This is a genomic window from Undibacterium sp. GW821-FHT11B02 (genome assembly GCF_058808955.1).
In genome coordinates this window covers 90,269-111,467 of sequence record NZ_JBXASD010000013.1, presented here as the reverse complement: position 1 = coordinate 111,467, position 21,199 = coordinate 90,269, and the positions used below count along the sequence as shown (strand labels likewise).

Here is a 21,199-nt window from a genome sequence, read left to right as displayed (position 1 = left end):
GAAAAGCAAGCAATCCGCTTTAAGGCGATAATAGCTGTCTCGCCTGTTCTGCCGGGCTTTCTTATTTTGATTGGCATCAATGCGTAAAGGTATCTTGTTTGCAGGCTCCGCGTATCTTCTCTGGGGCCTTTTCCCTATCTATTTCAAAGCCCTGCATGAAGTACCTGCACTGGAGATTTTACTCAATCGCATGGTGTGGTCACTGCTATTCCTGTTTGGTGTACTGACCTGGCGCAAGCAATGGTCATGGATCAGTGAAGCTGCACGACAACCCAAACTGATAGGTGGTTTTGCCATCAGCGCTCTGCTGCTGTCAGCCAACTGGTTTGTGTATATCTGGGCAGTCAATCATGGTCATATCATCGACGCCAGTCTTGGTTATTTTATTACCCCGTTGGTCAACATTCTCATCGGCTCAGTATGGCTGCGTGAACGCCTGCGCCCAATGCAATGGTTGGCAGTTGCACTGGCAGCCTGTGGCGTGGCCTGGCTGACATGGCAGGCTGGCCATTTGCCGTTGATAGGCTTGATCCTGGCGACCACCTTTGGTACCTATGGCCTGTTGCGCAAAACCTCGGCGCTGGGTGCACTGGAAGGTCTGTCGCTGGAAACTGCCCTGCTGTTCCCCTTCGCCTTTGGCTACCTGATCTGGATGGGCATGCATGGCCAGAATACCTTCGTCAGCAGCAACATCGATATCAAAATACTGATCATGATCAGTGGCCCCATCACCGCCATTCCGCTGCTGTTGTTTGCCGCCGGTGCAAGACGCATTCCCATGACCACACTGGGTTTGTTGCAGTACATGTCACCATTGGTTCAGTTACTGCTTGGTGTATGGCTGTATCACGAACCTTTTGACTCGAACAAACTGGCTGGCTTTATTGCTATCTGGGCTGCTCTGGTAGTGTATTCTTGCGAAGGACTTTGGCGTAATTTCAGATCATATGAAAGCCCTGGAAAACCAGCTGTTCAAAGTCGAAATTGAGATCAAACAGCGTCTACAAACCCTGCACTCATGCAGGGTTAGTGTTTATCTTGTTGTGCTTAATTTGATGCGTAAGGGAAATTGCATTTTGCACGGTGTCCCCTTGCACAGACCAGGCTTATATCGTTCCTGTATCAATGCCGTCGCAACCAGGTTTGTCATCCTTTCATCCGGCGATTTCATCACACCAACAGCATTTGGTGTCCCATCTGCATTGACTTCGACAAAGACAGACAAATCCCCTTGCAGATGAAGTACATCCTGGGCATTCGAAATCGCACTGAGAATTGCTTTGGTGCCTTTTAATGGATAAGGTGGTTCATCCGCTTCATCCAGATGTTCATACAATGAACGAACAATGGATTTTTGCTCGCTAGTCAACTCAGCATAAGATTTATTGGCAGGTACTTTCATACCAGTCACAGCATTTTGACGGATACGCGAGCCAGTTGAGTCATTCTCGCGTTTAAGCGTATATTCCGGCGCAGATGCACCTTCTTGAGCAAAGACTGACGTAACGCCGAACAGGCAAAAAATTAAACCCAAGCGCTGAAAATTGGATGTAAACATATTGAGATTGAGATGTTGAAGTGTGTATAAATGGTTATTTGAACAGACATTATTTGCCGATTATACATGCACGTTATACATGTATGTATTTCAACAATTAATTGGGAAAATAGTATTTTTTTAATTAACATCAAGATTCCACTGCACACCAGATCACTGTTCAAGTCCTGCTGCCCGCTTTCATGTTAAAGTACCGGCTTCGCTAGGGGTCCTGGAAACAAACGTTTCCGGGTGAGAGAGTCCCTTCTACCTGATCTGGATAATGCCAGCGAAGGGAAGCGCAAAGTCCCGTCTGTCCGTTTCTTTGTTTGCTCCCGCGCTGTCATCCGCAACGCATTAAATAGCAAATAAAGAGCAAACCATGTCTGATACACCATTTCGCCCTGCCCTGCTGGCTTTTTCCATTGCACAGGCATTTGCCTTATTGCCGCAGGCATATGCCCAAACCGCAGATAAATCTCTGCCTGAAGTCGTGGTAACAGGCAACAAGACTTCCGAAGTGAAAGCAGAGCGCAGCAAGGCATCCGGCTTTATCGAAACAGCCTTGGTCGATACCCCTTTCTCGGTAAATGTCATGACCAGCAGCCAGATGCAGGATTTGCGCGTGCGCCAGACCACCGATGCAATGAAATTCGATGCCAGCGTGAATGATGCCTACAACGCCATCGGCTATGCCGAACAATTCTCGATACGTGGCTTTGCCCTCGATAATTCATCCAGCTACCGCAAGGATGGTTTCGCCATTCCTGGTGATGCCTCTATCCCGCTGGAAAACAAGGAGCGTATAGAAATACTTAAAGGCATCGCCGGTTTCCAGGCTGGTTTTGCTACACCGGGCGGTATCATCAACTATGTGACCAAACGTCCGACCAGTGCACCGCTGCGCTCGGTCAACCTGGAAATCAGTGAACGTGGCACGCTGTATGGCGCAGCAGATATCAGCGACTATTCCAGCGACCGCCAGTTTGGTTTCCGCATCAATGCTGCAGGTGAGCGCTTGCGTTCTTATGTCAAAGGTGCAGATGGTGAACGCCAATTCGTGTCCGCTGCATTTGACTGGCATATCACACCGCAGGCGTTGTTGCAGATCGATGCTGATTATCAGCATAAATCGCAGTTGTCGGTTCCTGGTTTTCAATTATTCAATGGCACGGATTTGCCACGCGGTGTGCCAGCAGACCTGATGCTGAATGCACAGCCCTGGGCCAAACCTGTGGATACACGCAACAGCAATCTGGGTTTGCGTTTTGAATACCAGATCAACAAAGACTGGCAAGCCAGCCTGTCTGCCAACAAACATGAATTCAAACGTGACGATTACACAGCCTTCCCTTATGGTTGTGGTGCAGCGAATCTCTACCCTGGTTATTGCGCAAATGGCGATTATGATGTGTATGACTACCAAAGCGTTAATGAATCAAAATCAATGCGCGGCAGCCAGGCGCTGCTGAACGGCAAATTGACGACTGGCTCTGTACGTCATGAACTCGCCATCGGTCTCAGCAATTCACAACGTAAAGATTATTTTGGTGACTACGTGTATGACTATGTGGGTAGCAGCAATTTATTCCACCCTGTGACGGTTCCTTCGTCTACCAATAAGACCGGCCCGGTTTTGCTGCGCCGTACTGACAAGGAATGGTCTGCCTTTGTACAAGACATCATCAGCCTGCAAGATAATCTGAAACTGCACTTAGGGTTGCGTCAACTGCATATCTCGCGCAGCCAATTCGATAACCCTGGCTATGATCAAAACAAATTGCTATCCAGCGCTGCTGTCGTGTTCAAACCGGCACAGCAATGGTCGCTCTACGCCAGTTTTGCAGAAGGGTTGGAACATGGTGGTATCGCCCCATTTGGCACCAGCAATGAAAACAAGATGCTGGACCCTGCCAAATCAACCCAGTTTGAAATCGGTGCCAAAGCTGACCTGCAACGCGACCTGAGCATTTCTGCCGCTGTATTCCGCATTAAAAAACCACTGGAATACATCAATAGCAGCAATACTTACGTCAGCAATGGTGAAGCACTGCATACCGGCCTGGAACTGTCAGTACAGGGCAAGCTGGCTCCGCAATGGAACATTGGTGCCAGCATGACCGCGCTGGACGCCAAGCAGCAAGACACTGGTATCGCGGAACTGGATGGCAAACGCGTCATGAACGTGCCAAAATTAAAGTCTTCTGTCTATGTTGATTATGCCGTTGCCGACATCCGTGGCCTGAATCTGAACGCAACCTGGCAGTATGCAGGCAACAAGGTATTCAGCCCGGATAACAGCGTCACAGTACCTGGTTACCACGTCATCAACCTCGGCGCACGCTACGCCACACAAATAGCCGGTACGGCAACTACGTTGCGCTTCAATATCGACAATGCTCTGAACAAATTCTACTGGCGTGATGTGACGCAATCACTGGGTGGTTATTTATTCCCTGGTGCGCCACGTACATACAAAGTGTCAGCGCAATTCGATTTCTGATACGGTTTACGCCGTTCAAAACCCGATGCCAGATAAATCTGGCATCGGGTTTTTTATTACCTTTGGTACTGATATTCAATACTTCGCAAGCAATGCGTGGCGTCACACGCAGACTATGTCATCCTGAACCTGGCATTTAACCAAAAGGACCAGGCATGATGAATACGTTCAAGTATATTTTTGCTATCGCAAGCTCCCTGCTAGTCAATCTTGCGAGTGCGGAAGAAGTTTTAAAATGCCACGCCAGTTTTCCCGATTTTGGCAATGGCAACAGTCAATTTGAAATACAAATTGACAAATTGACTGATGGAACACTGGTCGGGAAAATCGATGGCAAGGCAGTCAATCAAGACATCAGGATGAAAGTGTATCCTGTATCCAGCGATCTTGATTATGACACCGATCCGAATTCAGCTGCCTATCGCAAACTCAATGAGGCGGAAGTATCACTTATCCATATCCACAAACTGCAACACGACCCGCATTTGGGGAAACTGGCTATCGTTTCATTTCCGTTAAAAGCAGTCAGCAAGATCCACTTTTATGACATGCTGGGCGCGAAACCAAACAAGTTTGGCGGCACGGTATTATTTGAAGCCTATGATAAATCCGGAAAATTACTGGGACGTGTATTCAGGTCATTGATGGTGGCTGATTGCATTTGATTGAATTTGATAACATTGCATCCTTGCCCAAATAAAATTACAGGGCAAGGAATTGCCAATATGGCTGACGAAAAAATTTACACATTCGCCCTGACCAAGAAATCTATCCCGATCTCTCGCCAGGCTTCAATTTCTTTTTGCAACCAGTAGGCCACTGTTGGATGGACACTGACCCAGTCGCGTTTCATTTCCAGCTCTACCCTGCCCTTCATCTTCAGGCGGATATCTTCAAAGTCAATCTCTGCACGTGAATGCATGAGCATGACTGACAGACGCAAGGCCAGCACGGCCTTGGCAAAATCCACATCTGCCAACCCGTCACCGATCTTGCGCAAATTGCCTTTCTGACTGAGAATCAGCTTGCTCATCACTCTTTGTTCGCGCGTGGTAAAACCTGCCATGTCGGCGTTTTCTATCATGTAAGCACCATGCTTGTGATAGCCGGTATGCGATATCACCATACCGACTTCGTGCAGAGTGGCACTCCATTGCAGCAGACGTGTATAAATTTCCGACGATGGTTTCAATTGCAGGTAGAGCGATTTCGCCATATCTGCCACCCGGTTAGCACGCGACAAATCACTATGAAACACCTGCGCCATGCTTTGCACCGCGACTTCACGACGGTCACGCTTGGTGGCGCGCAGGTACAAATCCCACATTACCCCCATGCGCAAACCGGCTTCTACCGGCAACAAGATGGCGATATTGAATTCCGTCATCAAGCCTATCAGGATGGCTAGACCACCCACTACCATGGCGACCCGTTCAGGTTTGATACCGCTCAATTCCAGTTGTTCTATCTGCCCGGTCTGCACACAATATTGCTTGAGCAGATTGAGATTTTTCAGTGTCAGTGTGCCGTCACCCAAACCACCTTTGCCGATAGCGTCTGAAATGGCACGCATGGTACCGGAAGACCCATAAGCTTTACGCCAGTGCTGAGGCTGATACGGTGGTGCAGAATCTTCAAACATGGAGCGGGCAGACAAGATCGCAGCTTCAAAAGCTGCATCAGTCAAACGACCATCCTGGAAGAAACTGGCACTGTGCTTAACGGTACCTATGCTGAAAGATTCAACCCTGGCAATCTCGTGACCATGGCCCAATATCACCTCGGTTGAACCGCCACCGATATCGAGTACCAGCCGGCGTTCACCAGGAATTGCCACCGCATTCGAGACACCCATATAAATCAGGCGGCCCTCTTCCTCACCCGATATCACTTCGATAGGGCAGCCAATTGCTGCTTCAGCCAGCGGCAATAATTGCGTGGCGTTTTTTGCAATGCGTATAGTATTGGTGGCGACAACCCGCAGATTTTCTACCGGATAAGCATCCAGAATTTCCCGAAAGCGCGCCAGGCATGAAACTGCTTTTTGTATCGCGTCTGGCGTCAGGTTGCCATTACGATCCAGGCCTGCGGCAAGACGTATGGGGTCGCGCGCACTTTTAACGACTTTAATGACATCGCCTTCATGTCGGGCGATGTGCATGCGAAAACTGTTGGAACCCAAGTCAACGGCGGCCAGCATGTTTTCTATCCTTTATTGATGATAATGATGATTGAACTGAATTAAGCATAAATGATATTAATCATTTTTTATGACCTGACAGTGACCAACTTGCAATATGTCACAATAATAGGACTTACGCAAAACCGCCCCAGCTGCGTTGCAGCTCCCGCATTTACAAGACCAAGTACCAATGTACTGCCTTCGTCACCGACGCCTTGCTGGGGCAATTTTGCGTAAGTCCTGAATAAGAGACTATTGCACAAAGAAACGCCTTCCCATGGCTTCCAGCCCTGTGGTTTTCAAGACCTCTGCCAGACGCTCCGCCGGGCGCTTTGCTGGCAGGTTTTTATATTCGGCCACGATCAACTCGTTTTTCATTGAATGCTCCCATCCTACCAGTTCCGTGACCCTGACCTGATAACCATGCGCTTCCAATTGCAGGCAACGCAGCACATTGGTGATCTGGCTGCCAAATTCACGTGTATGAATGGGATGACGCCACAGTTCCGACAGCGGGTTATTGCGTACCGCCTCGCCCTTGTCCTTGCGCAACTCGGCCGCCACTTCTGCCTGGCAACAAGGCACCAGCACCATAAACTGTGCCTTCTTCTTCAGCGCAAACTGAATGGCATCATCGGTAGCCGTATCACAGGCATGCAAAGCAGTGACGATATCAATTTTTTCAGGCAAGGCATCTGATGTAATCGAATCGGCAACCGACAAATTCAGAAAAGACATACCGGGAAAATCCAGCCTTTGTGCCAGCTCGGTCGAACGCTGCACCAGTTCATCTCTGGTTTCTATGCCATAAATCCTGGCCTTGCTTTGCGCCTGTGCAGACTTGAAAAACAGGTCATACAAAATAAAACCCAGATAAGACTTGCCCGCGCCATGGTCCACCAGGCTGATGTCCGCATGGTCTTGCTGCAGTTTCAGCAACAGGGGTTCAATAAACTGATACAGGTGATACACCTGCTTGAGCTTGCGGCGGCTATCCTGATTCATCTTGCCATCACGCGTCAGTATATGCAGCTCTTTCAGTAATTCCAGAGACTGACCAGGACGTATTTCATGCTTCTCTTTAGTTTCTTGCGTTTCTGGCACTTTAGTACCGGTCTTTTTCATGGTGATTTACTCGTATCTTATACTTCTTCAACATAGGGCATGATAATTCCACAGGCCACAAAAGAAAACCAGATGGACTGACTCAATTTATCGACAATGACATCCATCCACACTCAAATGCTGGCTGTGACGTAACAGGATATTTATGCCATGCATATCACTGTCCCCCACTACAAAATGCAAGCCGCTGATTCAGTATTACAGATATCTGAGCAGAAAAACAAAAAAGGACTCAGGTATGACACCTGAGTCCTTTGTTTTGGTAGGCCGTGCGGGATTCGAACCTGCGACCAACGGATTAAAAGTCCGCTGCTCTACCAGCTGAGCTAACGACCCAAAACTGCTAAAAAAGATAAAGACTTAGTGATGTGACCTAAGTCTTTGGTATTCGTGGTAGGCCGTGCGGGATTCGAACCTGCGACCAACGGATTAAAAGTCCGCTGCTCTACCAGCTGAGCTAACGACCCGAAGACCGAGATTATAGTATGTTCAGGCTACCCTGTCAACGCTGCTGGCAGATTATCAAGACTGGGCTTACTTCATGGCTGACAAGCGGTTCTTGGCGGCTTGTGCTGCTTCCGTGTCAGGATACTGGGCAATCAGGCTTTCCAGCACTTTCTTGGCAGCGTTTTTTTCTTTCAATTCCATATGGCAGGAAGCGATATTGAGCATGGCTTCTGGTGCCTTGGGATGATCGGGATACGTCTTTACCAGTTGCTGCATGGCTGCGATGGTATTGCGGAAATCACGCTGAGTGTAATACGAATTACCCAACCAGTACTGCGCAGAACCAGCATAGGCCGACTGCGGATAGTTCACCATGAAGCTGGAAAACGCAGCCGCTGCATTTTTGTAGTCTGCCCCTTTGAACAGATTCATGGCAGCATCAAAGGCGCGCTGCTCATTGACATCCACTGTCGCTTCCTTGCCATCCACGGTCATGCGCTTGGGTTCGAGCTTGCGGACGCGGTTGTCCAGATCGACATAAAAATCCTGTTGGCGGCGCTGGGTATTGGCGAGGTCATTGCTCAGCACTTCAATTTGCCCGCGCAGTTTGGCCATTTCTGCCCGCAACTGCTCATTTTCATTGGCCAGTTCAAGCGCCGTGCTTTTGTCTGCCTTGGATTCCAGCTTCGCATCAAGCTTGTTGCTTACAGCATCTACCTTGTTGCGCAGATCCAGTATGGCCTTGCGTGCTTCATCATCATCAAAAATGCCGGCTGACGCGACAGAAGGTGCCAGTGCAATGGCGATAGCCGCTGCAATGAAAGAAGTGCGTATGGAATTGAGTTTCATGGCGATCTGCAAAAAAATGGAAACACGCCGGAAAAGCTGAACAAGCTATCCGGCGTTGAACGCGAATGAAGACCAGGTGATGTCAGGTCTCCAGACACGAAGATTACTTGTACAGGATGTCTGAACGACGGTTTTCAGCCCAGGAAGCTTCGTCGCTGCCAGTTGCTTTCGGCTTTTCTTTGCCCAAAGAAACGGCTTCGATTTGTGCTTCTGGTACACCCAACAGGCTCAGGGCTTTACGTACTGCTTCAGCACGTTTTTGGCCAAGCGCCAGATTGTATTCACGGCCACCACGTTCATCCGTATTACCTTGAATCAGAATACCGCGATTTTTGTTTGCCACCAAAAATTTGGCATGGGCTTCGATAACAGGTTTGAACTCATCTTTAACGACATAGCTGTCATAGTCAAAATACACACTACGTTTTGCCAATGCGCCTTGCGTCAATGGGTCAACTGTTGTTGTTACCGTCTTGACGGCGTTAGGATCAGCCTGGTTGTTTTGTGCGGCAACTGGCTTTTCTTCAACTTTCGCCTTATCTGCCAGAGGCACTTTGGAAGCGCAAGCAGTCATCAGAACGATGCTGGAAATCAGCATGGCCAGAGTCTTGGATTGGGATGTGAAACGCATTTTCTCTCCTGATTAAATAAATGAATACCGAAATAAATACGGCTTATTTCATGAAAGGACCCCAGGTGGGCTCCCGAATATCTCCGGCCTGGACCGTCAATTTCTGCTTCACCTTGCCATCTACCGATACCACGGCGAGCGAGCCGCGACGGCCTGACTCTGTGGCATACATGATGTAACGGCCATTGGGTGAAAAACTCGGTGACTCGTCTTTGGTGGTATCAGACAATCTTTGCTCCTGACCACTGGCCAAATCCATGACATATAACTGGAATTTGCCTTCACGACGTGAAATATAAGCCAAAGTCTTGCCATCCGGGGATATTCTTGGTGTGATATTGTAAGTGCCGCTAAAGGTTACCCTTTTTGCTTCGCCGCCCGCAGTACTCATGCGATAAATTTGTGGGCCGCCACTACGATCACTCAGGAAGTAAATTGATTGACCATCTGCAGAAAATTGCGGCTCGGTATCAATGCCGGAACTGCTGGTCAATTTTTGCAAGTTACCGCCATTCGCATTAACGGTAAAAATCTGGGTTTGGCCATCACGTGACAGTGCAACAGCCAATTTGCTGCCATCTGCCGACCAGGAAGGCGCAGAATTACTACCCTTGAAGTTGGCGATGATGGTGCGCTCACCGGTAATCAGGTTTTGGACCCAGATAACAGGTTTGCGGGATTCAAAAGAAACATAGGCCACCTTGGTGCCATCTGGCGACCATGACGGTGAAATGATGGGTTCGGCAGAACGCAGGGCAACCTTGATGCCCTCACCATCAGCATCGGCAATTTCCAGACGGTATTCAGAGCCAGCTTTGGTGACATAGGATATGCGGGTAGAAAATATGCCACGGACACCTGTCAGCTTTTCATAGATATCATCTGCGATACGATGTGCTGTCAAACGGATGTTACCTGGCGGCGCAGATACCGAAAAACCAGCCAGGGCAGCAGATTTCAGCGTATCAAACAATTTATAACGGACATCAAAACGGCCATCGCTCAGGCTTTGCACGCTGCCAACGACCAGGGCATCCGCGCCTTTGGATTTCCAGTCACCGAAATTGATGGCAGCATTTTCATTGAGCACGACATTGGTATCAATCAGCCTGAAATAACCGCTACGGTTCAGGTCATCCTTGATGATGCTGGTCACCTGTTGGGGTGTCAGGGCTTCATCGGTAAAGCCGGCAATGGCAATCGGGATCTGGTTGGAACCCACACCAGACACTTCAACCCGTATTTGTGCATACACAGGTGCCAGGCCGCTCAGACTACCTACTGCGGCCAACACGGTGGACACCGCAATTTTCTTCAACATGGACATCATTGGTATTTATTCTTCCTTCATACGATAAACCAGCTCCAGGCTGGGAGGCACTTCGCCTGACTTGTCACGAGGAAAAGGCGCAGACTTTTCTATACCTTTTGCCACTGCTTCATCAAAGCTGGGTATCCCCGATGATTTAAGTTTGCGTATTGCACCACGGAGTGAACCATCTGGCAATAGGTCAATGCGATATTCGACTGTAGGATTACCGGCCGTGCTGTCAATTGCACTGAAATTGGTGTTGGAACGAACCTTGGCGGCAATTTTTGCAATATAACTGGGGTCGCCGCGATTATTCCCTGTCGATTTGGCAACAACGCCGGAACCACCACTGCCCGTATTGGCTGCCTGGTTCGTCATGCGCTGCATTTGTTCTTTGAACAATTTATCACTGGCAAGCTTATCCTTGATCTGTTGTTTCTTTTTGTCAGCATCTTCCAATGCCAGTTTCTCTGCCTTGCGTTTTTGCTCGGCCAGTTTTTCCTGTTGCTCTTCCTTGCGCTTTTTCTCAGCTAATTCGCGTTGCTGCTCTTCTTCTTTTTTCTTTTCGAGCAACTTGCGCTTTTTTTCCTGGGCGATCGCGATTTCCGGGTCTTCCTGCCTGACTTCTTCCTTCACAGGGACCGGTTCTTTGGGCTTTTCTTCAACAACCGGTGGTGGATCCGGCTGGATAACGGGTTTGGGAGCCGCTTCACGTGTGGTCATATCCCACACTTCAGCCTCAACTGCAGTGCTTTCCTTATTTTGCCAGCGTATGCCTATCCACAAAAAACCGATCAAAAGAACGTGCACAAGTGCAGCCAATATGACGGACCGCAATTGACCTGACTGATGCCGGTGATTACCTGGATACGCTTGCTTGGAAACCTGATTCATAGCCGATATGACTTCATTTGCCTGACTTGGTTCCGGGAATTGCTCGCCTAATCAGTAGCAAAGTGCCAATCTAATTGTTGTAACAGCTGAAATTATAAACTGCAAAGTGGAATTTCCCTCAAGACTTGACAAGTTCGTGCATAACAAAAAACCAATCCGTGTAAAATTTGATCACCGTTTCCACCTACTTGGAACCTGTTTTCGATCTGTAGCGAGCGTGCGTCAGCGAGGTCAGGGTCACTAAGCGCAGCGCAAAAAGCGGAATGTTCTGGTACATGAGCCTCGATCACGCACGCTCGCTACAGATCGTAAACGGGTTCTTAGCGGTATTTCAACCAAGGCAGTCACCTCATTTAAGTACATCATGTCCAGCTTACCTATTCCAGGCGCAGTCATTTACGCAAAGAATCTGACCAGGCTTAGTCAATTTTATGAGCAAATCATGCAGTGCCACATAAGCCATGCCGACGACATGCATTCGATTCTAGCGTTGTCCCATTTCCAGTTGGTGATACACGCGATACCACATCATATTGCAGATAACATTGACATCAAAACTCCGCCTGAACGCAGGGAAAATACTGCCATCAAATTAATCTTGCCCGTTACCGATATCAACCAGACAAGGGAAACAGCAACCCGCCTGGGTGGGCCAATTGATGCGCCTGAACGCGAATGGGAATTCCAGCATTGCCGCATTTGTGACGGTCATGACCCTGAAGGTAATGTATTTCAAGTCAGGGCAGCTTTACCCATACACGGAAAATAGAAAATCTGGCGCATGAAACTGTCTGACCAATCACATCACACGTATCACCTGGACCTCATTTGACATGGAATGCAAAAACGTAGAAGCAACAGAAATCGATACTTTACTGGCAATGCTCATTGATTTGGGACGTAGCGACGGCGTGAAAGAAATACGCACTGACCAGGCAGCATTACTCAATGCGCTCTTTGGCCCCGAACCGGCAGCCATGGCAAAGTTTATTCTGTTTGAGCAGAATATTGCCGGCTTTGTCATTTATTCGTGGAAATGGGGTACCTTCACAGGTGTCCGGGACATGTATATGCAAGCCATCTACATACATCCTGATTACCGGCGTCAGGGGCTTGCACTAGCCACCATGCAGCATCTGGCCGGTGTCGCCCTGGCTCATGGTTGTAGCAAAATCGAATGGCTCACCGTCAAAGACAAAGCCATGAGCAAGCAATTTTATGATTCCATCGGTGCGACAGAAGCAAGCCATATGACGGTACGCCGTCTGCAGGGTGAAGTACTGACCAGGCTTGCAACAGTCTCTAGGCAATAAAATCTTTATAGAAATCGATGAAAGCCCTGACCTTGGCCGGAACATGCCGGCCAGGCGGCAATACTGCGTAGAGGCCACCTTTTGGCAACTCGTAATCTGGCAAGATACGTATCAGTTTTCCTGCCTCGATGGCGGAAACCGAGCTCAGCTCTTCCATCGCCGATATGCCAGCGGCATTTTGTAAGAGCGCCAGCAAGGCATTCGGTGAATCAACCTGCATGCGTGATTTCATGTGTATGGTCTGCACGCTCCCTTTGGCATCCGTAATTTTCCAGGTCAGGGGTGTCGGTAACAAGGACAGGGCTATCCATTGATGTTCACGCAAATCTTGAGGTACTTTTGGTGTGCCGTGTTTTTTCAGGTAAGCAGGAGCAGCCACGAGAAACTGCTGAAACTCTCCCAGCTTGATAGCCCTTTGCGAAGAGTCACGCAACCAGCCCATGCGGAAAGATAAATCGATACCATCTGCCACCAGATCCGAAATGCGGTCGCCAGTACGCAAATCGATGCGCAAATTTGGATGGAGCCGCGAGAATTCAGCTACAGCAGGTGCAACCGACAACGTGGCATGACTGACGCTGGCCGATAGCCGCAGCAAACCCGTCAGCTCACTCTGTTGACTATCCAATTGCGTCAGGGCGTCACGCAAGCCGGATAACAAAGGCTGGCATTGCTCATGCAAATGCCGTCCGGCATCAGTCAACATCATCTTGCGTGTGGTACGGGTAAACAGAGCGGTCCCCAACTGACGTTCCAGGCGATTGATTTGTACGCTGACTTTTGCCTTGGCGACATCCAGGCGATCGGCTGCCGCTGTAAAACTGCCAGCCTCAACTACTACGTCAAAAATCGTCAGACTGTTCAAATCGATCTGATCCAGCGCAGCCATATGTGCCTCTTACGTGTCAATTGATAAGAAGAATAGAACAATTAATTATCAATTATCACGTTTATTCAGTCAATTAAAAATGGCAGACTGCTTTCTATCAACACTTTTATGAAAGAGAAGAAAATGAATATCGCATTGATAGGCGCCAGTGGTTTTATCGGTTCCGCCATTTTAAAAGAAGCTTTATCAAGACAACATACAGTAAGTGCCTTTGTGGCTCACCCGGAAAAACTGACAGCAGCAACCAATCTGACGGCCTTTGCCACTGATGTGCAAAATCTGCCTGCACTGACTGAGCAACTGGCTGGTTTTGACGCCATCATCACCGCCTTCAGCGGTCACGCAAATGGTGATGTGCAAGGCTATTATGTCAGTGGTATCAAGAACATCATTCAAGCAGCAAAAAGCGTGAATGCACCGCGCTTGCTGGTGGTTGGTGGTGCTGGCTCGCTGGAAGTCGCACCCGGCGTACAGGTGCTGGATACGCCGGGTTTCCCCGATGCGTACCGTGCATCTGCTGAAGGTGCCCGCGCTGCCCTGCAAATTTTGCGTGATGAAAGCAGTCTGAACTGGACTATGCTCAGCCCTTCCGCCATGATTGCTCCTGGCCAGCGTACAGCACAATTCCGTCTCGGCAAAGATACGTTGCTGGTGGCAGTAGATGGCAACAGCCATATCTCGGTCGAAGACTATGCCGTCGCCATGATCGATGAACTTGAGCAGGCAAAACACCCACGCCAGCGCTTTACCGTCGGTTATTGAATAAAAGTCTGGGCACAGGACGTGCCCGGACATGCAAAACCCAAGGATGCTCTGCTGAGACCCGCCTCAGGTCAAACGCTTGAGGCGTCGCAAATACTGGCCTGGCGTACCCACGTTCAGGTAATCGTTACCATCAAAAAGAAAATCCCGCTTTTGCACGGTGCCGGTGTACGCCCGCATGACATCAGAAAATACATTCATGACTATCGTGCCGCCAAGGTGCGGATGATTATTATCCATCTCCACCGTATAGCTGCCAAAGTAGGCGTAAGGGCTGGCGGTCGCAAACGTATCAATCAGCAATGAATGCGGTACTTCCCACGGCTTTTGCGGCGTAAGCCAAGAAGGCTGCGGTGCACCGCTGAAGGGATCTGCCGGAATCGCCAGCGGTGGATTTTGCGAAATCATCAGGCTGAAATGCCCGCTCTTGTCATAGACCCAGTAGCCAGCAGATGGATGTCCCCATGGGTAGGTTTTTTTGGTCGGGTCACTCGGGTCATCGCCTATATCCCAGGCTTCGACCATTTCCCAGCTGCCGATAATGGAATGTGCGTTCAGGCTCATGATGTCTCTCTTTCTTCCATATTGGAAATAAACTATTTTGGAAAACCCTGGCTCATCCATGCCTGAAACATGGCAACCTGTTCTTTGGTCAGAGGTGGATACGGTGGTGGTGGCATGCCATTTTGAATCTGCGCCAGGACCATCGTGGCATTGGCTTTGACCTGTTCATAATTGGTCAGGTCAAGCCGCCACATCATGGAGGCACGAAATTGATTGAACAGCGGGGCAATATCTTTTCCAAAAGAAACCATGCTCATGATCTCAGCTCCATAAAATCAACAGGTATTTTCCAGACGCCGCCACTACCGGCGCGCGCCACAATGTCTTTTTTTGCAGTAAATTCAAAATCGCCAAAGTCGACCACATAGACATAGGCACCGTCAGCAGAAAACGCCACATCAATGGGTCTGTACCAAGGTAGTTGCGGCATGGGATGCAAGCTCCAGTCGCGGGTATTCACCCTTACCAGATTACGACCGACACGCGGACCGGGTGGCCCGGTCATGGGACGTTCATCACCAAACTGTGCCACCAGCAAGTCACCGGCATGCGACAGTTTGTCAGGTATCAGTGCCATCTTGACGGCGCAGGCATTGACTTCAAATGCAAGCAGTGGTGATTCTGGCGGAGGCAGCTCTGGGTGGTTGGTCAACACAAAGTCCTGTGCCGTACCTTCCGGGCTGCGATAAGCGGGTGAGCTAATCGGCTTTCCACCCAGGTAATCTGGCCAGCCATACCAGGCACCCTGTTTGATCTCAAACAGAAAATCAGGGCAGTTCCAGACCGGGCGCACGCCGCGCACATCGGTACCCTGCTCGCTTGCGATCAAACGGCCATCCGGCAAGAACAGTAAGCCATAGGCATTGCGTACGCCCCAGGCCACCAGTTCCAGGTCGCTGCCATCCAGATTGCAACGCATGACGCTGGCAGTACAGGGCAATTGCGCTGGCATGCGGGTACCCGCTGCATGTACATGACCATAGCGGGCAAAGGCGCTGGTGGACACCAGCTTCCCTTCCGGATCGGTAATGGTCGCCACTTGTCCGCTCAGGCTGATGTCATAGCCGGGAATATCTGCCGCATGTTTGATTTCGCGCAGCCATGCAAGGTCATTCGAATCTGTGCCGATGACACCGCTATTGGTCATCGCGCCCTGGCCAAAATAGATTTTATGATCAGGGCCTATGGCCACCATATTGGTATGGTAGTTGCCAAAACCAGGTAAATCATCCAGCAGGGTATGGCGCTGACCAGTTGCGAGATCAAGCCGGCTGATGCGCCCCGGAAAACCGCCTTCAGAGATGATAAGGCCGTTGTCATGCCAGACCAGGCCATTCACAGGTTGCCGCAAATCCTTAAGCAACTCGGCCACGCTGCCATCTTCATTGATACGTAATACACGCCCGCCTTTGGGTGCATGATCAAAGGGCAAACCTGATTCCGCCACGTAGGCCTGACCATCCGGTGCCAGCGCCAGGCTGGTGGGAAAATTAAGTTCGGTAACGAATGCACGCATGGTCGTCAGTCAGCAACCATCATGCGGACAGCAAGAAAGCACAGGTAAGCACCTGCTATCATTTCTATGCGCCTTGGCATAAACCGGCGCAACCAGTTGGCCAGATATAACCCTGAACAAGCCATGACAGCACTGATCACACCAACCACAATGGCAGAAGTGAGTACCGGGGCACTGGAAAAACTGATGCCAGCACCAGCAATCACATTGTCAAGGCTCAGTGATACAGGCAACAAGAACAGCACGGCTTTGTGATTCACAAAATGCGGCAAGGCTTTTGACTCGTTACGAAAGGCCAGCCACAAAATCACCAGACCGCATGTCAGCATCACCAGTGGTGCCAGACCATTCGCCAGCGGGCCAATCTGGGCAAGAAAAGCCTTCCCCAACAACAGGCCGAGTACGGCACCACCTAGTTCGCAGATACAAAATCCCAGGGCCAACAGATGCAGGCGCCGGCGTTGCATGGGCATCAGGCCTATGGAAGAACCTGCCTGCAAATTGTCCAGGCCAGCGGCAACACCAAATAAAATAACTTCAAGCATCATAGCCTCACTTGTCTTTCAAACCGTAGATACGCAGCACGCCGCCCTGTTTGCCAAATACCAGTGCACCCGCCACCATGTAGTTGCCAGCAACGGCAGGCCCCAGACAGTAGCCGTAACCGCCATTCATACCACCGGTCTGTTCACCCAACTGGTCTTGCCACAACACTTTGCCGGTATAGGCATCAAAGGCATACACTGCCACTTTGGAGGTGGAAAAGAATACCAGGTCATTCACCACCACAGGCGAGCTCAGACCAGATTCGCCCGGGGTTCTGTACATCGGCGGCTGTGATTCGATATACAGCCGGGGATCGCTGTCATCCATGGCCCAGGCGTCTTCCAGGGTTTCCCAATCCAGCGCGCGCATGAAAGGCGTGGTACGGTAATCGATACCGGCTTCGACATCATGATAATTATTGCCACCGACGCCCATATACAAACGCCCCAGTTTTGTATGCACGGCAGCCGTGCTGTAGGTGCCGGAATAATTTTCCTGGTCTTCTTCATCGGAAGCATGATTTGACACATAAGGATCAAGGCGCGGATCATTTGGCGACACATGCGGGTCAACAGTTGGAATCTGGCTGCCGTCATTGTAGTAAGGCAGCAACTGGCGCCAGTTCAGCAATTCCAGCGTGGCGGCATCCAACCGGAAGAAGCCGCCATTCTTGCAACCGGCTGTGACCACACGCTGGCCATTGATGGTCATCAGGGTTGGTGACCCACCGAAATCAACATCCACGTCGGTGGAGCGATAACTGCTTTCAGGTGGTGGCTGGAAAAAACCACGGAACGTGCCTGTCGCGGCATCCAGTGACAAGATGCCGTTGGAAAATCCCTTGCTGGGCAAAGCACTGTCCGGCACAGGATTGCCGGTCGCACAATACAGGCGGTCCAGTCGTTCATCATAGGCAATGGATGACCAGACGGAAGCCCCGCGAATGGCAGGATTATTCGGTCCTATTGAATACATCGCTGGCAAAGTACCAGATACCGATTCAGGCGGCAGCACGTTCGGCAAATTGGGCACGCCTTCTTCATACTGGCAAGTGCAGTAGATCCATTGCACCTGACCGGTCAGTGCATCCAGCGCATACACAAAGCCGAAACAGCCAGGATTTTCACCCTCGCCCATGCCAACAAACACCAGCCCATTCTCACCATCCAGCGAAGCAATGACCGGAGACGACCAGCCAGCAGCCGGCACACCTACGCTGACATCGCCCAGGTTAGTCGTAGGCTGGTTGTAATCCGGGTCGGCATGGCGCAAATCAACCACCCAGTTCAGGCTGAGGTCAGTCGCATTCAGACAGTAAAACTTGCCATTGAATGCGCTGAAATACACATTATTATTCCATATCGCCGGGGTACAACCCATGCCCATGAAGCCGTGGGTATCACCTTCTGCCGGGTCTATCGGCCATTCATAATGTGCCACTGTCTTGCCGCTGGCCAGTTCAATTTTCATGAACTTGCCGCCGTTTGCACCAGGCAATTCATGGTTGTTCGCCAAGCCTACATACAGATAGCCATCCACGATGGCTGGCACTGACAATACCGGGCCGGGAATGGGTACGTCATGCAGCAGCGTGAAACGGTCCAGGCTGTCACGATTGATATCGCTGCCCTTTACCTCGCCAGTATGCGCCGTATCACCATGAAACATCCACCAATTAGTTTGTGTCATCAATGTTCTCCAAAAAATCAGGCTGGAATATAGTCAAAGGTCGGACCGGCAGTCTGGCCAGGCACCACTTCCTGCGTCATCAACAATTGCGCCTGTTCGCGCAGTGCCTGCATGGACAACAAGGCCAGTGCGAGCCTGTCTGGTTGGCCATTGAATACGGCATGCAGTTTGCGCAGCATGTCGGAATAGGTACTATTGAAAGTCAGGTTCAGGTCTTCAATACGTGGCTTGCTGACATAGCTAAGTCTTTGCGGATTGCTGATGACGGGGTAAACACCATCAGCATCAAATTCGATGCGGTGGCCTTCAAATACCCACGCCGGTTTTCCGGGTTGTGGATCAGGGTTGGGAATGATTTTCCTGCCATAATAAATTTCGGCATATTTGTAATAGTGAGCCAGTTGATGTTCGGGATCGATGGGGCTGACATCACTGCCCTCGCCTTGCTCAACGATCATATCTATGGCTGCCAGAGCACTGGCTTCATCAGTCACACCTTTGTTCTGCAATTCCGGGAAACCTGTAACCAACTGTTTTTCCGGGTCGCCAGTAAAAATATTTCCCAGTTTGCAGAGCGCAGTAATTTCATTTTGTATGTGTTGATAAAACTGCCCTATCGTCATGCCCTCTGGTGGCGGATCAACACCATCAACCGTTTTTGCAGGTTCTTCTATCACCATAAACACGTCGTACACCAATTGCTTGGACAAAGCCGCCAGCGGTACGATCAAGCTATCTTCCACGCTACCAGGCAGATGGCCTGGGTAGTGTGGGATAAAGCGGGGATGATCGATTTTCGGGTGCCCCCCTATCGCATTCAGGACATTGCAGTCCAGCGCCATATGCAGCATTTCCTGCTTCACTATGGATTTGATGAGATGGGCAATTTCCAGGTTCCGATCCGTCTTGATCGAATACAAGGCATACAGATATGGCGGAATGGTCGAGTGTTCTAGCTCGATGGCAGTTTGCAATGAATGCTTGAGTGCTTTCAGCCTGCCTTCAAAGCTATTGTCATGACTTTCAATCAGTGCATGTTTGAGGCGAATCATGAATTCTCCTTACTGGAATCAGAACTTGCGGTTAAATCACTTTCTGGATACGACCAGCAAACCCGGCGAGCATGTCGTGGATTTCCTGCAGACCTCCTGCGCCAGCCGACACTGGTATGTGGCATTTTCCTGATACATCGTCATCTCCCATCTGGTACTGCGATGATGTGGCAATGCTGGCCATAATGTAGTCAGCATTTTGTGGTTTTCTTATCATCGTTCACGATTGCAAAATATGCAAGGAGTTATTATAAAAATAAGATGAAAACGAGATTAATTTAGCAAATGTGTGTCATTTTCACAATTTAAAATTGGAATGATGTTGACCTCAAAGAGCGCTATATCTGCACTAACAAATCAAGGAGAAGTTCACTTTTCTGCCATAAATTATTTAGATATCAACAGAAAGTACCAAGTTCCAGTACCTGACGTGCAGACAGACGAAGCCTGCCATTTTCAATTGGCATTGGTATTCATTCTTTGCGAGACTTCGCTCCGAACTCTCCGCCGGAGAGCTTTGGGCGACCAGCAAGTCGCCAAAATGTAAGTATTTTGCGTCTCTCGAATAAAGGATCACCATGAACACTATTTTCAAACTCAGTGCCATTGCTCTTTCCACTTTTATGGCCATGTCATTTTCTGCGCATGCAGAAGACAAGACGGCGCCTGAAGCAGAATCTGAAGCTGTCGTTGGTGCTGGCGTATTTTATGGACCTGAATACATAGGTGCGAAGAAAAATCGCTTCGGCCCTGCAATTTTTGGTGAATACAAGAACAAAAATGGCTTTTTTGCAAGCACCACACGTGGTGTTGGCTTTGCCAAGAAAGTCGATGATTTCAACTTCAGTGCAGCAGTCGGTTACCGTGCCGGTCGTGATGACTCCCGCAATTCAAGCTCCCTGTTCAGCTCGGATGACCTGAAGGGCATGGGAGATATTAAAGGTTCCGTCACTACCAATCTGCATGCGGGTACTAATATTGCAGGTCTGGTCAATGCCACCGTTGATGCCAACCTGGCGTTGTCGAATCGTGAGAACGGAAATATGTATCGCTTTGGATTGTCAGCACCACTGATGCAGACGAATACAGACAAAGTGGAAATTGGTGCATCGCTCAATTATGGCGATGCCAAATACAACCAGACTTACTTTGGCGTGACACCTACGCAAAGTACTAATTCCGGCTATAAAGCCTTTACCGCGAAAGCCGGCTTCTCACAAGCCACCAGCACTGTCGCCTGGACACATGTGATTGACAAAAATTGGTCTGTACGCACGGCTGCTGGTGTCTCGCAAGTGTTGGGCGATGCAGGCGACAGTCCTCTGACCAAAAAGAAGACCAATCCACTCCTCATCACTACAGTGAATTACGCTTTCTGATTTTCCTCC

General features: G+C 49.7%; 22 protein-coding genes, 2 tRNA genes and 1 riboswitch. Of the genes, 7 read left to right on the top strand and 17 right to left on the bottom strand.

The features are described from left to right. Nucleotides 1-79: 79 nt before the first annotated feature. On the top strand, nt 80-988 hold the full coding sequence (gene rarD / locus AC1RVX_RS24405) for an EamA family transporter RarD (protein WP_493219182.1): 909 nt from the start codon (nt 80-82) through the stop codon (nt 986-988). A 45-nt stretch (nt 989-1,033) separates the two neighbouring features. On the opposite strand, the gene AC1RVX_RS24400 is transcribed toward rarD, so the two are convergent. Beyond that, nucleotides 1,034-1,558, bottom strand: coding sequence for a hypothetical protein (locus tag AC1RVX_RS24400; RefSeq protein WP_493219181.1), 525 nt, complete (start codon nt 1,556-1,558; stop codon nt 1,034-1,036). Nucleotides 1,559-1,752: 194 nt separating this feature from the next. Continuing rightward, nucleotides 1,753-1,852: riboswitch (TPP riboswitch) on the top strand. A gap of 67 nt (nt 1,853-1,919) precedes the next feature. Between AC1RVX_RS24400 and AC1RVX_RS24395 the strand changes: the two genes are divergently transcribed. Both AC1RVX_RS24395 and AC1RVX_RS24390 read left to right on the top strand, forming a co-directional pair. Then, nucleotides 1,920-4,040 (top strand): TonB-dependent siderophore receptor, encoded by a 2,121-nt coding sequence (locus AC1RVX_RS24395; RefSeq protein ID WP_493219180.1) that lies wholly within the window; start codon nt 1,920-1,922, stop codon nt 4,038-4,040. Nucleotides 4,041-4,195: 155 nt separating this feature from the next. Continuing rightward, nucleotides 4,196-4,705 (top strand): hypothetical protein, encoded by a 510-nt coding sequence (locus AC1RVX_RS24390; protein WP_493219179.1) that lies wholly within the window; start codon nt 4,196-4,198, stop codon nt 4,703-4,705. A 77-nt stretch (nt 4,706-4,782) separates the two neighbouring features. On the opposite strand, the gene AC1RVX_RS24385 is transcribed toward AC1RVX_RS24390, so the two are convergent. The 8 genes from AC1RVX_RS24385 to tolA form a co-directional block, all read right to left on the bottom strand. After that, the gene (locus AC1RVX_RS24385; protein ID WP_493219178.1) at nt 4,783-6,240 is read right to left on the bottom strand and encodes a Ppx/GppA phosphatase family protein; all 1,458 of its coding nucleotides are present in this window, start codon (nt 6,238-6,240) and stop codon (nt 4,783-4,785) included. A 234-nt stretch (nt 6,241-6,474) separates the two neighbouring features. Beyond that, entirely contained in the window at nt 6,475-7,347 is an 873-nt protein-coding gene (locus AC1RVX_RS24380; RefSeq protein ID WP_493219177.1) for a class I SAM-dependent methyltransferase, read from the bottom strand. Between the two features lie 260 nt (nt 7,348-7,607). Continuing rightward, a tRNA-Lys gene (locus AC1RVX_RS24375) sits at nt 7,608-7,683 on the bottom strand. Between the two features lie 55 nt (nt 7,684-7,738). Then, nucleotides 7,739-7,814 (bottom strand) — tRNA-Lys (locus AC1RVX_RS24370). Between the two features lie 67 nt (nt 7,815-7,881). After that, nucleotides 7,882-8,643 carry a tol-pal system protein YbgF gene (gene ybgF, locus AC1RVX_RS24365; protein ID WP_493219176.1) on the bottom strand — a complete coding sequence of 254 codons (762 nt, stop codon included), beginning with the start codon at nt 8,641-8,643 and terminating at the stop codon, nt 7,882-7,884. Nucleotides 8,644-8,746: 103 nt separating this feature from the next. After that, nucleotides 8,747-9,274 (bottom strand): peptidoglycan-associated lipoprotein Pal, encoded by a 528-nt coding sequence (gene pal / locus AC1RVX_RS24360; RefSeq protein ID WP_493219175.1) that lies wholly within the window; start codon nt 9,272-9,274, stop codon nt 8,747-8,749. 43 nt (nt 9,275-9,317) lie between these two features. Further along, the gene (tolB, locus tag AC1RVX_RS24355) at nt 9,318-10,595 is read right to left on the bottom strand and encodes a Tol-Pal system beta propeller repeat protein TolB (RefSeq protein WP_493219255.1); all 1,278 of its coding nucleotides are present in this window, start codon (nt 10,593-10,595) and stop codon (nt 9,318-9,320) included. 15 nt (nt 10,596-10,610) lie between these two features. Beyond that, a complete protein-coding gene (gene tolA, locus AC1RVX_RS24350; RefSeq protein ID WP_493219174.1) occupies nt 10,611-11,480 on the bottom strand; it encodes a cell envelope integrity protein TolA in 870 nt (289 codons plus the stop codon). A 364-nt stretch (nt 11,481-11,844) separates the two neighbouring features. Here tolA and AC1RVX_RS24345 point away from each other — a divergent pair, with 364 nt between their 5' ends. Together AC1RVX_RS24345 and AC1RVX_RS24340 are read left to right on the top strand one after the other, a co-directional pair. Beyond that, entirely contained in the window at nt 11,845-12,249 is a 405-nt protein-coding gene (locus tag AC1RVX_RS24345; RefSeq protein ID WP_493219173.1) for a VOC family protein, read from the top strand. Between the two features lie 64 nt (nt 12,250-12,313). Then, nucleotides 12,314-12,793, top strand: coding sequence for a GNAT family N-acetyltransferase (locus AC1RVX_RS24340; RefSeq protein WP_493219172.1), 480 nt, complete (start codon nt 12,314-12,316; stop codon nt 12,791-12,793). Here AC1RVX_RS24340 and AC1RVX_RS24335 read toward each other — a convergent pair. Further along, nucleotides 12,783-13,682: a LysR family transcriptional regulator gene (locus AC1RVX_RS24335; protein WP_493219171.1), complete on the bottom strand. Its 900-nt coding sequence runs from the start codon at nt 13,680-13,682 to the stop codon at nt 12,783-12,785. The two genes, AC1RVX_RS24340 and AC1RVX_RS24335, sit on opposite strands and share 11 nt — an antisense overlap. A 123-nt stretch (nt 13,683-13,805) precedes the next feature. Between AC1RVX_RS24335 and AC1RVX_RS24330 the strand changes: the two genes are divergently transcribed. After that, entirely contained in the window at nt 13,806-14,444 is a 639-nt protein-coding gene (locus AC1RVX_RS24330; RefSeq protein ID WP_493219170.1) for an NAD(P)-dependent oxidoreductase, read from the top strand. A 66-nt stretch (nt 14,445-14,510) separates the two neighbouring features. Here AC1RVX_RS24330 and AC1RVX_RS24325 read toward each other — a convergent pair whose 3' ends face one another. Genes AC1RVX_RS24325 through AC1RVX_RS24295 form a run of 7 tightly spaced genes read right to left on the bottom strand, consistent with a single transcriptional unit; the run spans nt 14,511 to nt 20,028 of the window. Continuing rightward, nucleotides 14,511-15,008, bottom strand: a complete 498-nt coding sequence (locus AC1RVX_RS24325; RefSeq protein WP_493219169.1) for a lipocalin-like domain-containing protein — start codon at nt 15,006-15,008, stop codon at nt 14,511-14,513. 32 nt (nt 15,009-15,040) lie between these two features. Beyond that, nucleotides 15,041-15,265, bottom strand: coding sequence for a hypothetical protein (locus tag AC1RVX_RS24320; RefSeq protein ID WP_493219168.1), 225 nt, complete (start codon nt 15,263-15,265; stop codon nt 15,041-15,043). Further along, on the bottom strand, nt 15,262-16,524 hold the full coding sequence (locus tag AC1RVX_RS24315) for a PQQ-dependent sugar dehydrogenase (RefSeq protein WP_493219167.1): 1,263 nt from the start codon (nt 16,522-16,524) through the stop codon (nt 15,262-15,264). The genes AC1RVX_RS24320 and AC1RVX_RS24315 overlap by 4 nt, the downstream gene beginning before the upstream one ends. 5 nt (nt 16,525-16,529) lie before the next feature. Next, nucleotides 16,530-17,072 carry a manganese efflux pump MntP gene (locus AC1RVX_RS24310; protein WP_493219166.1) on the bottom strand — a complete coding sequence of 181 codons (543 nt, stop codon included), beginning with the start codon at nt 17,070-17,072 and terminating at the stop codon, nt 16,530-16,532. Between the two features lie 4 nt (nt 17,073-17,076). After that, complete coding sequence (locus AC1RVX_RS24305; RefSeq protein WP_493219165.1) at nt 17,077-18,759, bottom strand: outer membrane protein assembly factor BamB family protein; 1,683 nt, start codon at nt 18,757-18,759, stop codon at nt 17,077-17,079. Between the two features lie 17 nt (nt 18,760-18,776). After that, nucleotides 18,777-19,811 (bottom strand): ferritin-like domain-containing protein, encoded by a 1,035-nt coding sequence (locus AC1RVX_RS24300; RefSeq protein ID WP_493219164.1) that lies wholly within the window; start codon nt 19,809-19,811, stop codon nt 18,777-18,779. A gap of 31 nt (nt 19,812-19,842) precedes the next feature. Further along, nucleotides 19,843-20,028, bottom strand: a complete 186-nt coding sequence (locus tag AC1RVX_RS24295; protein WP_493219163.1) for a hypothetical protein — start codon at nt 20,026-20,028, stop codon at nt 19,843-19,845. Nucleotides 20,029-20,389: 361 nt separating this feature from the next. On the opposite strand from AC1RVX_RS24295, the gene AC1RVX_RS24290 reads away from it, so the two are divergent. Next, nucleotides 20,390-21,190: a MipA/OmpV family protein gene (locus AC1RVX_RS24290; RefSeq protein WP_493219162.1), complete on the top strand. Its 801-nt coding sequence runs from the start codon at nt 20,390-20,392 to the stop codon at nt 21,188-21,190. Nucleotides 21,191-21,199 lie beyond the last annotated feature (9 nt).

Bases quoted from the DNA above. Each gene is read 5' to 3' on its own strand.
- AC1RVX_RS24310 (WP_493219166.1), bottom strand. From the start codon at position 17,072: ATGATGCTTGAAGTTATTTTATTTGGTGTTGCCGCTGGCCTGGACAAT.
- AC1RVX_RS24335 (WP_493219171.1), bottom strand. From the start codon at position 13,682: ATGGCTGCGCTGGATCAGATCGATTTGAACAGTCTGACGATTTTTGAC.
- rarD (WP_493219182.1), top strand. From the start codon at position 80: ATGCGTAAAGGTATCTTGTTTGCAGGCTCCGCGTATCTTCTCTGGGGC.
- AC1RVX_RS24400 (WP_493219181.1), bottom strand. From the start codon at position 1,558: ATGTTTACATCCAATTTTCAGCGCTTGGGTTTAATTTTTTGCCTGTTC.
- AC1RVX_RS24345 (WP_493219173.1), top strand. From the start codon at position 11,845: ATGTCCAGCTTACCTATTCCAGGCGCAGTCATTTACGCAAAGAATCTG.
- AC1RVX_RS24385 (WP_493219178.1), bottom strand. From the start codon at position 6,240: ATGCTGGCCGCCGTTGACTTGGGTTCCAACAGTTTTCGCATGCACATC.
- AC1RVX_RS24305 (WP_493219165.1), bottom strand. From the start codon at position 18,759: ATGACACAAACTAATTGGTGGATGTTTCATGGTGATACGGCGCATACT.
- tolA (WP_493219174.1), bottom strand. From the start codon at position 11,480: ATGAATCAGGTTTCCAAGCAAGCGTATCCAGGTAATCACCGGCATCAG.
- AC1RVX_RS24390 (WP_493219179.1), top strand. From the start codon at position 4,196: ATGATGAATACGTTCAAGTATATTTTTGCTATCGCAAGCTCCCTGCTA.
- ybgF (WP_493219176.1), bottom strand. From the start codon at position 8,643: ATGAAACTCAATTCCATACGCACTTCTTTCATTGCAGCGGCTATCGCC.
- AC1RVX_RS24330 (WP_493219170.1), top strand. From the start codon at position 13,806: ATGAATATCGCATTGATAGGCGCCAGTGGTTTTATCGGTTCCGCCATT.
- AC1RVX_RS24300 (WP_493219164.1), bottom strand. From the start codon at position 19,811: ATGATTCGCCTCAAACATGCACTGATTGAAAGTCATGACAATAGCTTT.
- AC1RVX_RS24380 (WP_493219177.1), bottom strand. From the start codon at position 7,347: ATGAAAAAGACCGGTACTAAAGTGCCAGAAACGCAAGAAACTAAAGAG.
- pal (WP_493219175.1), bottom strand. From the start codon at position 9,274: ATGCGTTTCACATCCCAATCCAAGACTCTGGCCATGCTGATTTCCAGC.
- AC1RVX_RS24290 (WP_493219162.1), top strand. From the start codon at position 20,390: ATGAACACTATTTTCAAACTCAGTGCCATTGCTCTTTCCACTTTTATG.
- AC1RVX_RS24325 (WP_493219169.1), bottom strand. From the start codon at position 15,008: ATGAGCCTGAACGCACATTCCATTATCGGCAGCTGGGAAATGGTCGAA.
- AC1RVX_RS24295 (WP_493219163.1), bottom strand. From the start codon at position 20,028: ATGATAAGAAAACCACAAAATGCTGACTACATTATGGCCAGCATTGCC.
- AC1RVX_RS24320 (WP_493219168.1), bottom strand. From the start codon at position 15,265: ATGAGCATGGTTTCTTTTGGAAAAGATATTGCCCCGCTGTTCAATCAA.
- AC1RVX_RS24315 (WP_493219167.1), bottom strand. From the start codon at position 16,524: ATGCGTGCATTCGTTACCGAACTTAATTTTCCCACCAGCCTGGCGCTG.
- AC1RVX_RS24340 (WP_493219172.1), top strand. From the start codon at position 12,314: ATGGAATGCAAAAACGTAGAAGCAACAGAAATCGATACTTTACTGGCA.
- AC1RVX_RS24395 (WP_493219180.1), top strand. From the start codon at position 1,920: ATGTCTGATACACCATTTCGCCCTGCCCTGCTGGCTTTTTCCATTGCA.
- tolB (WP_493219255.1), bottom strand. From the start codon at position 10,595: ATGTTGAAGAAAATTGCGGTGTCCACCGTGTTGGCCGCAGTAGGTAGT.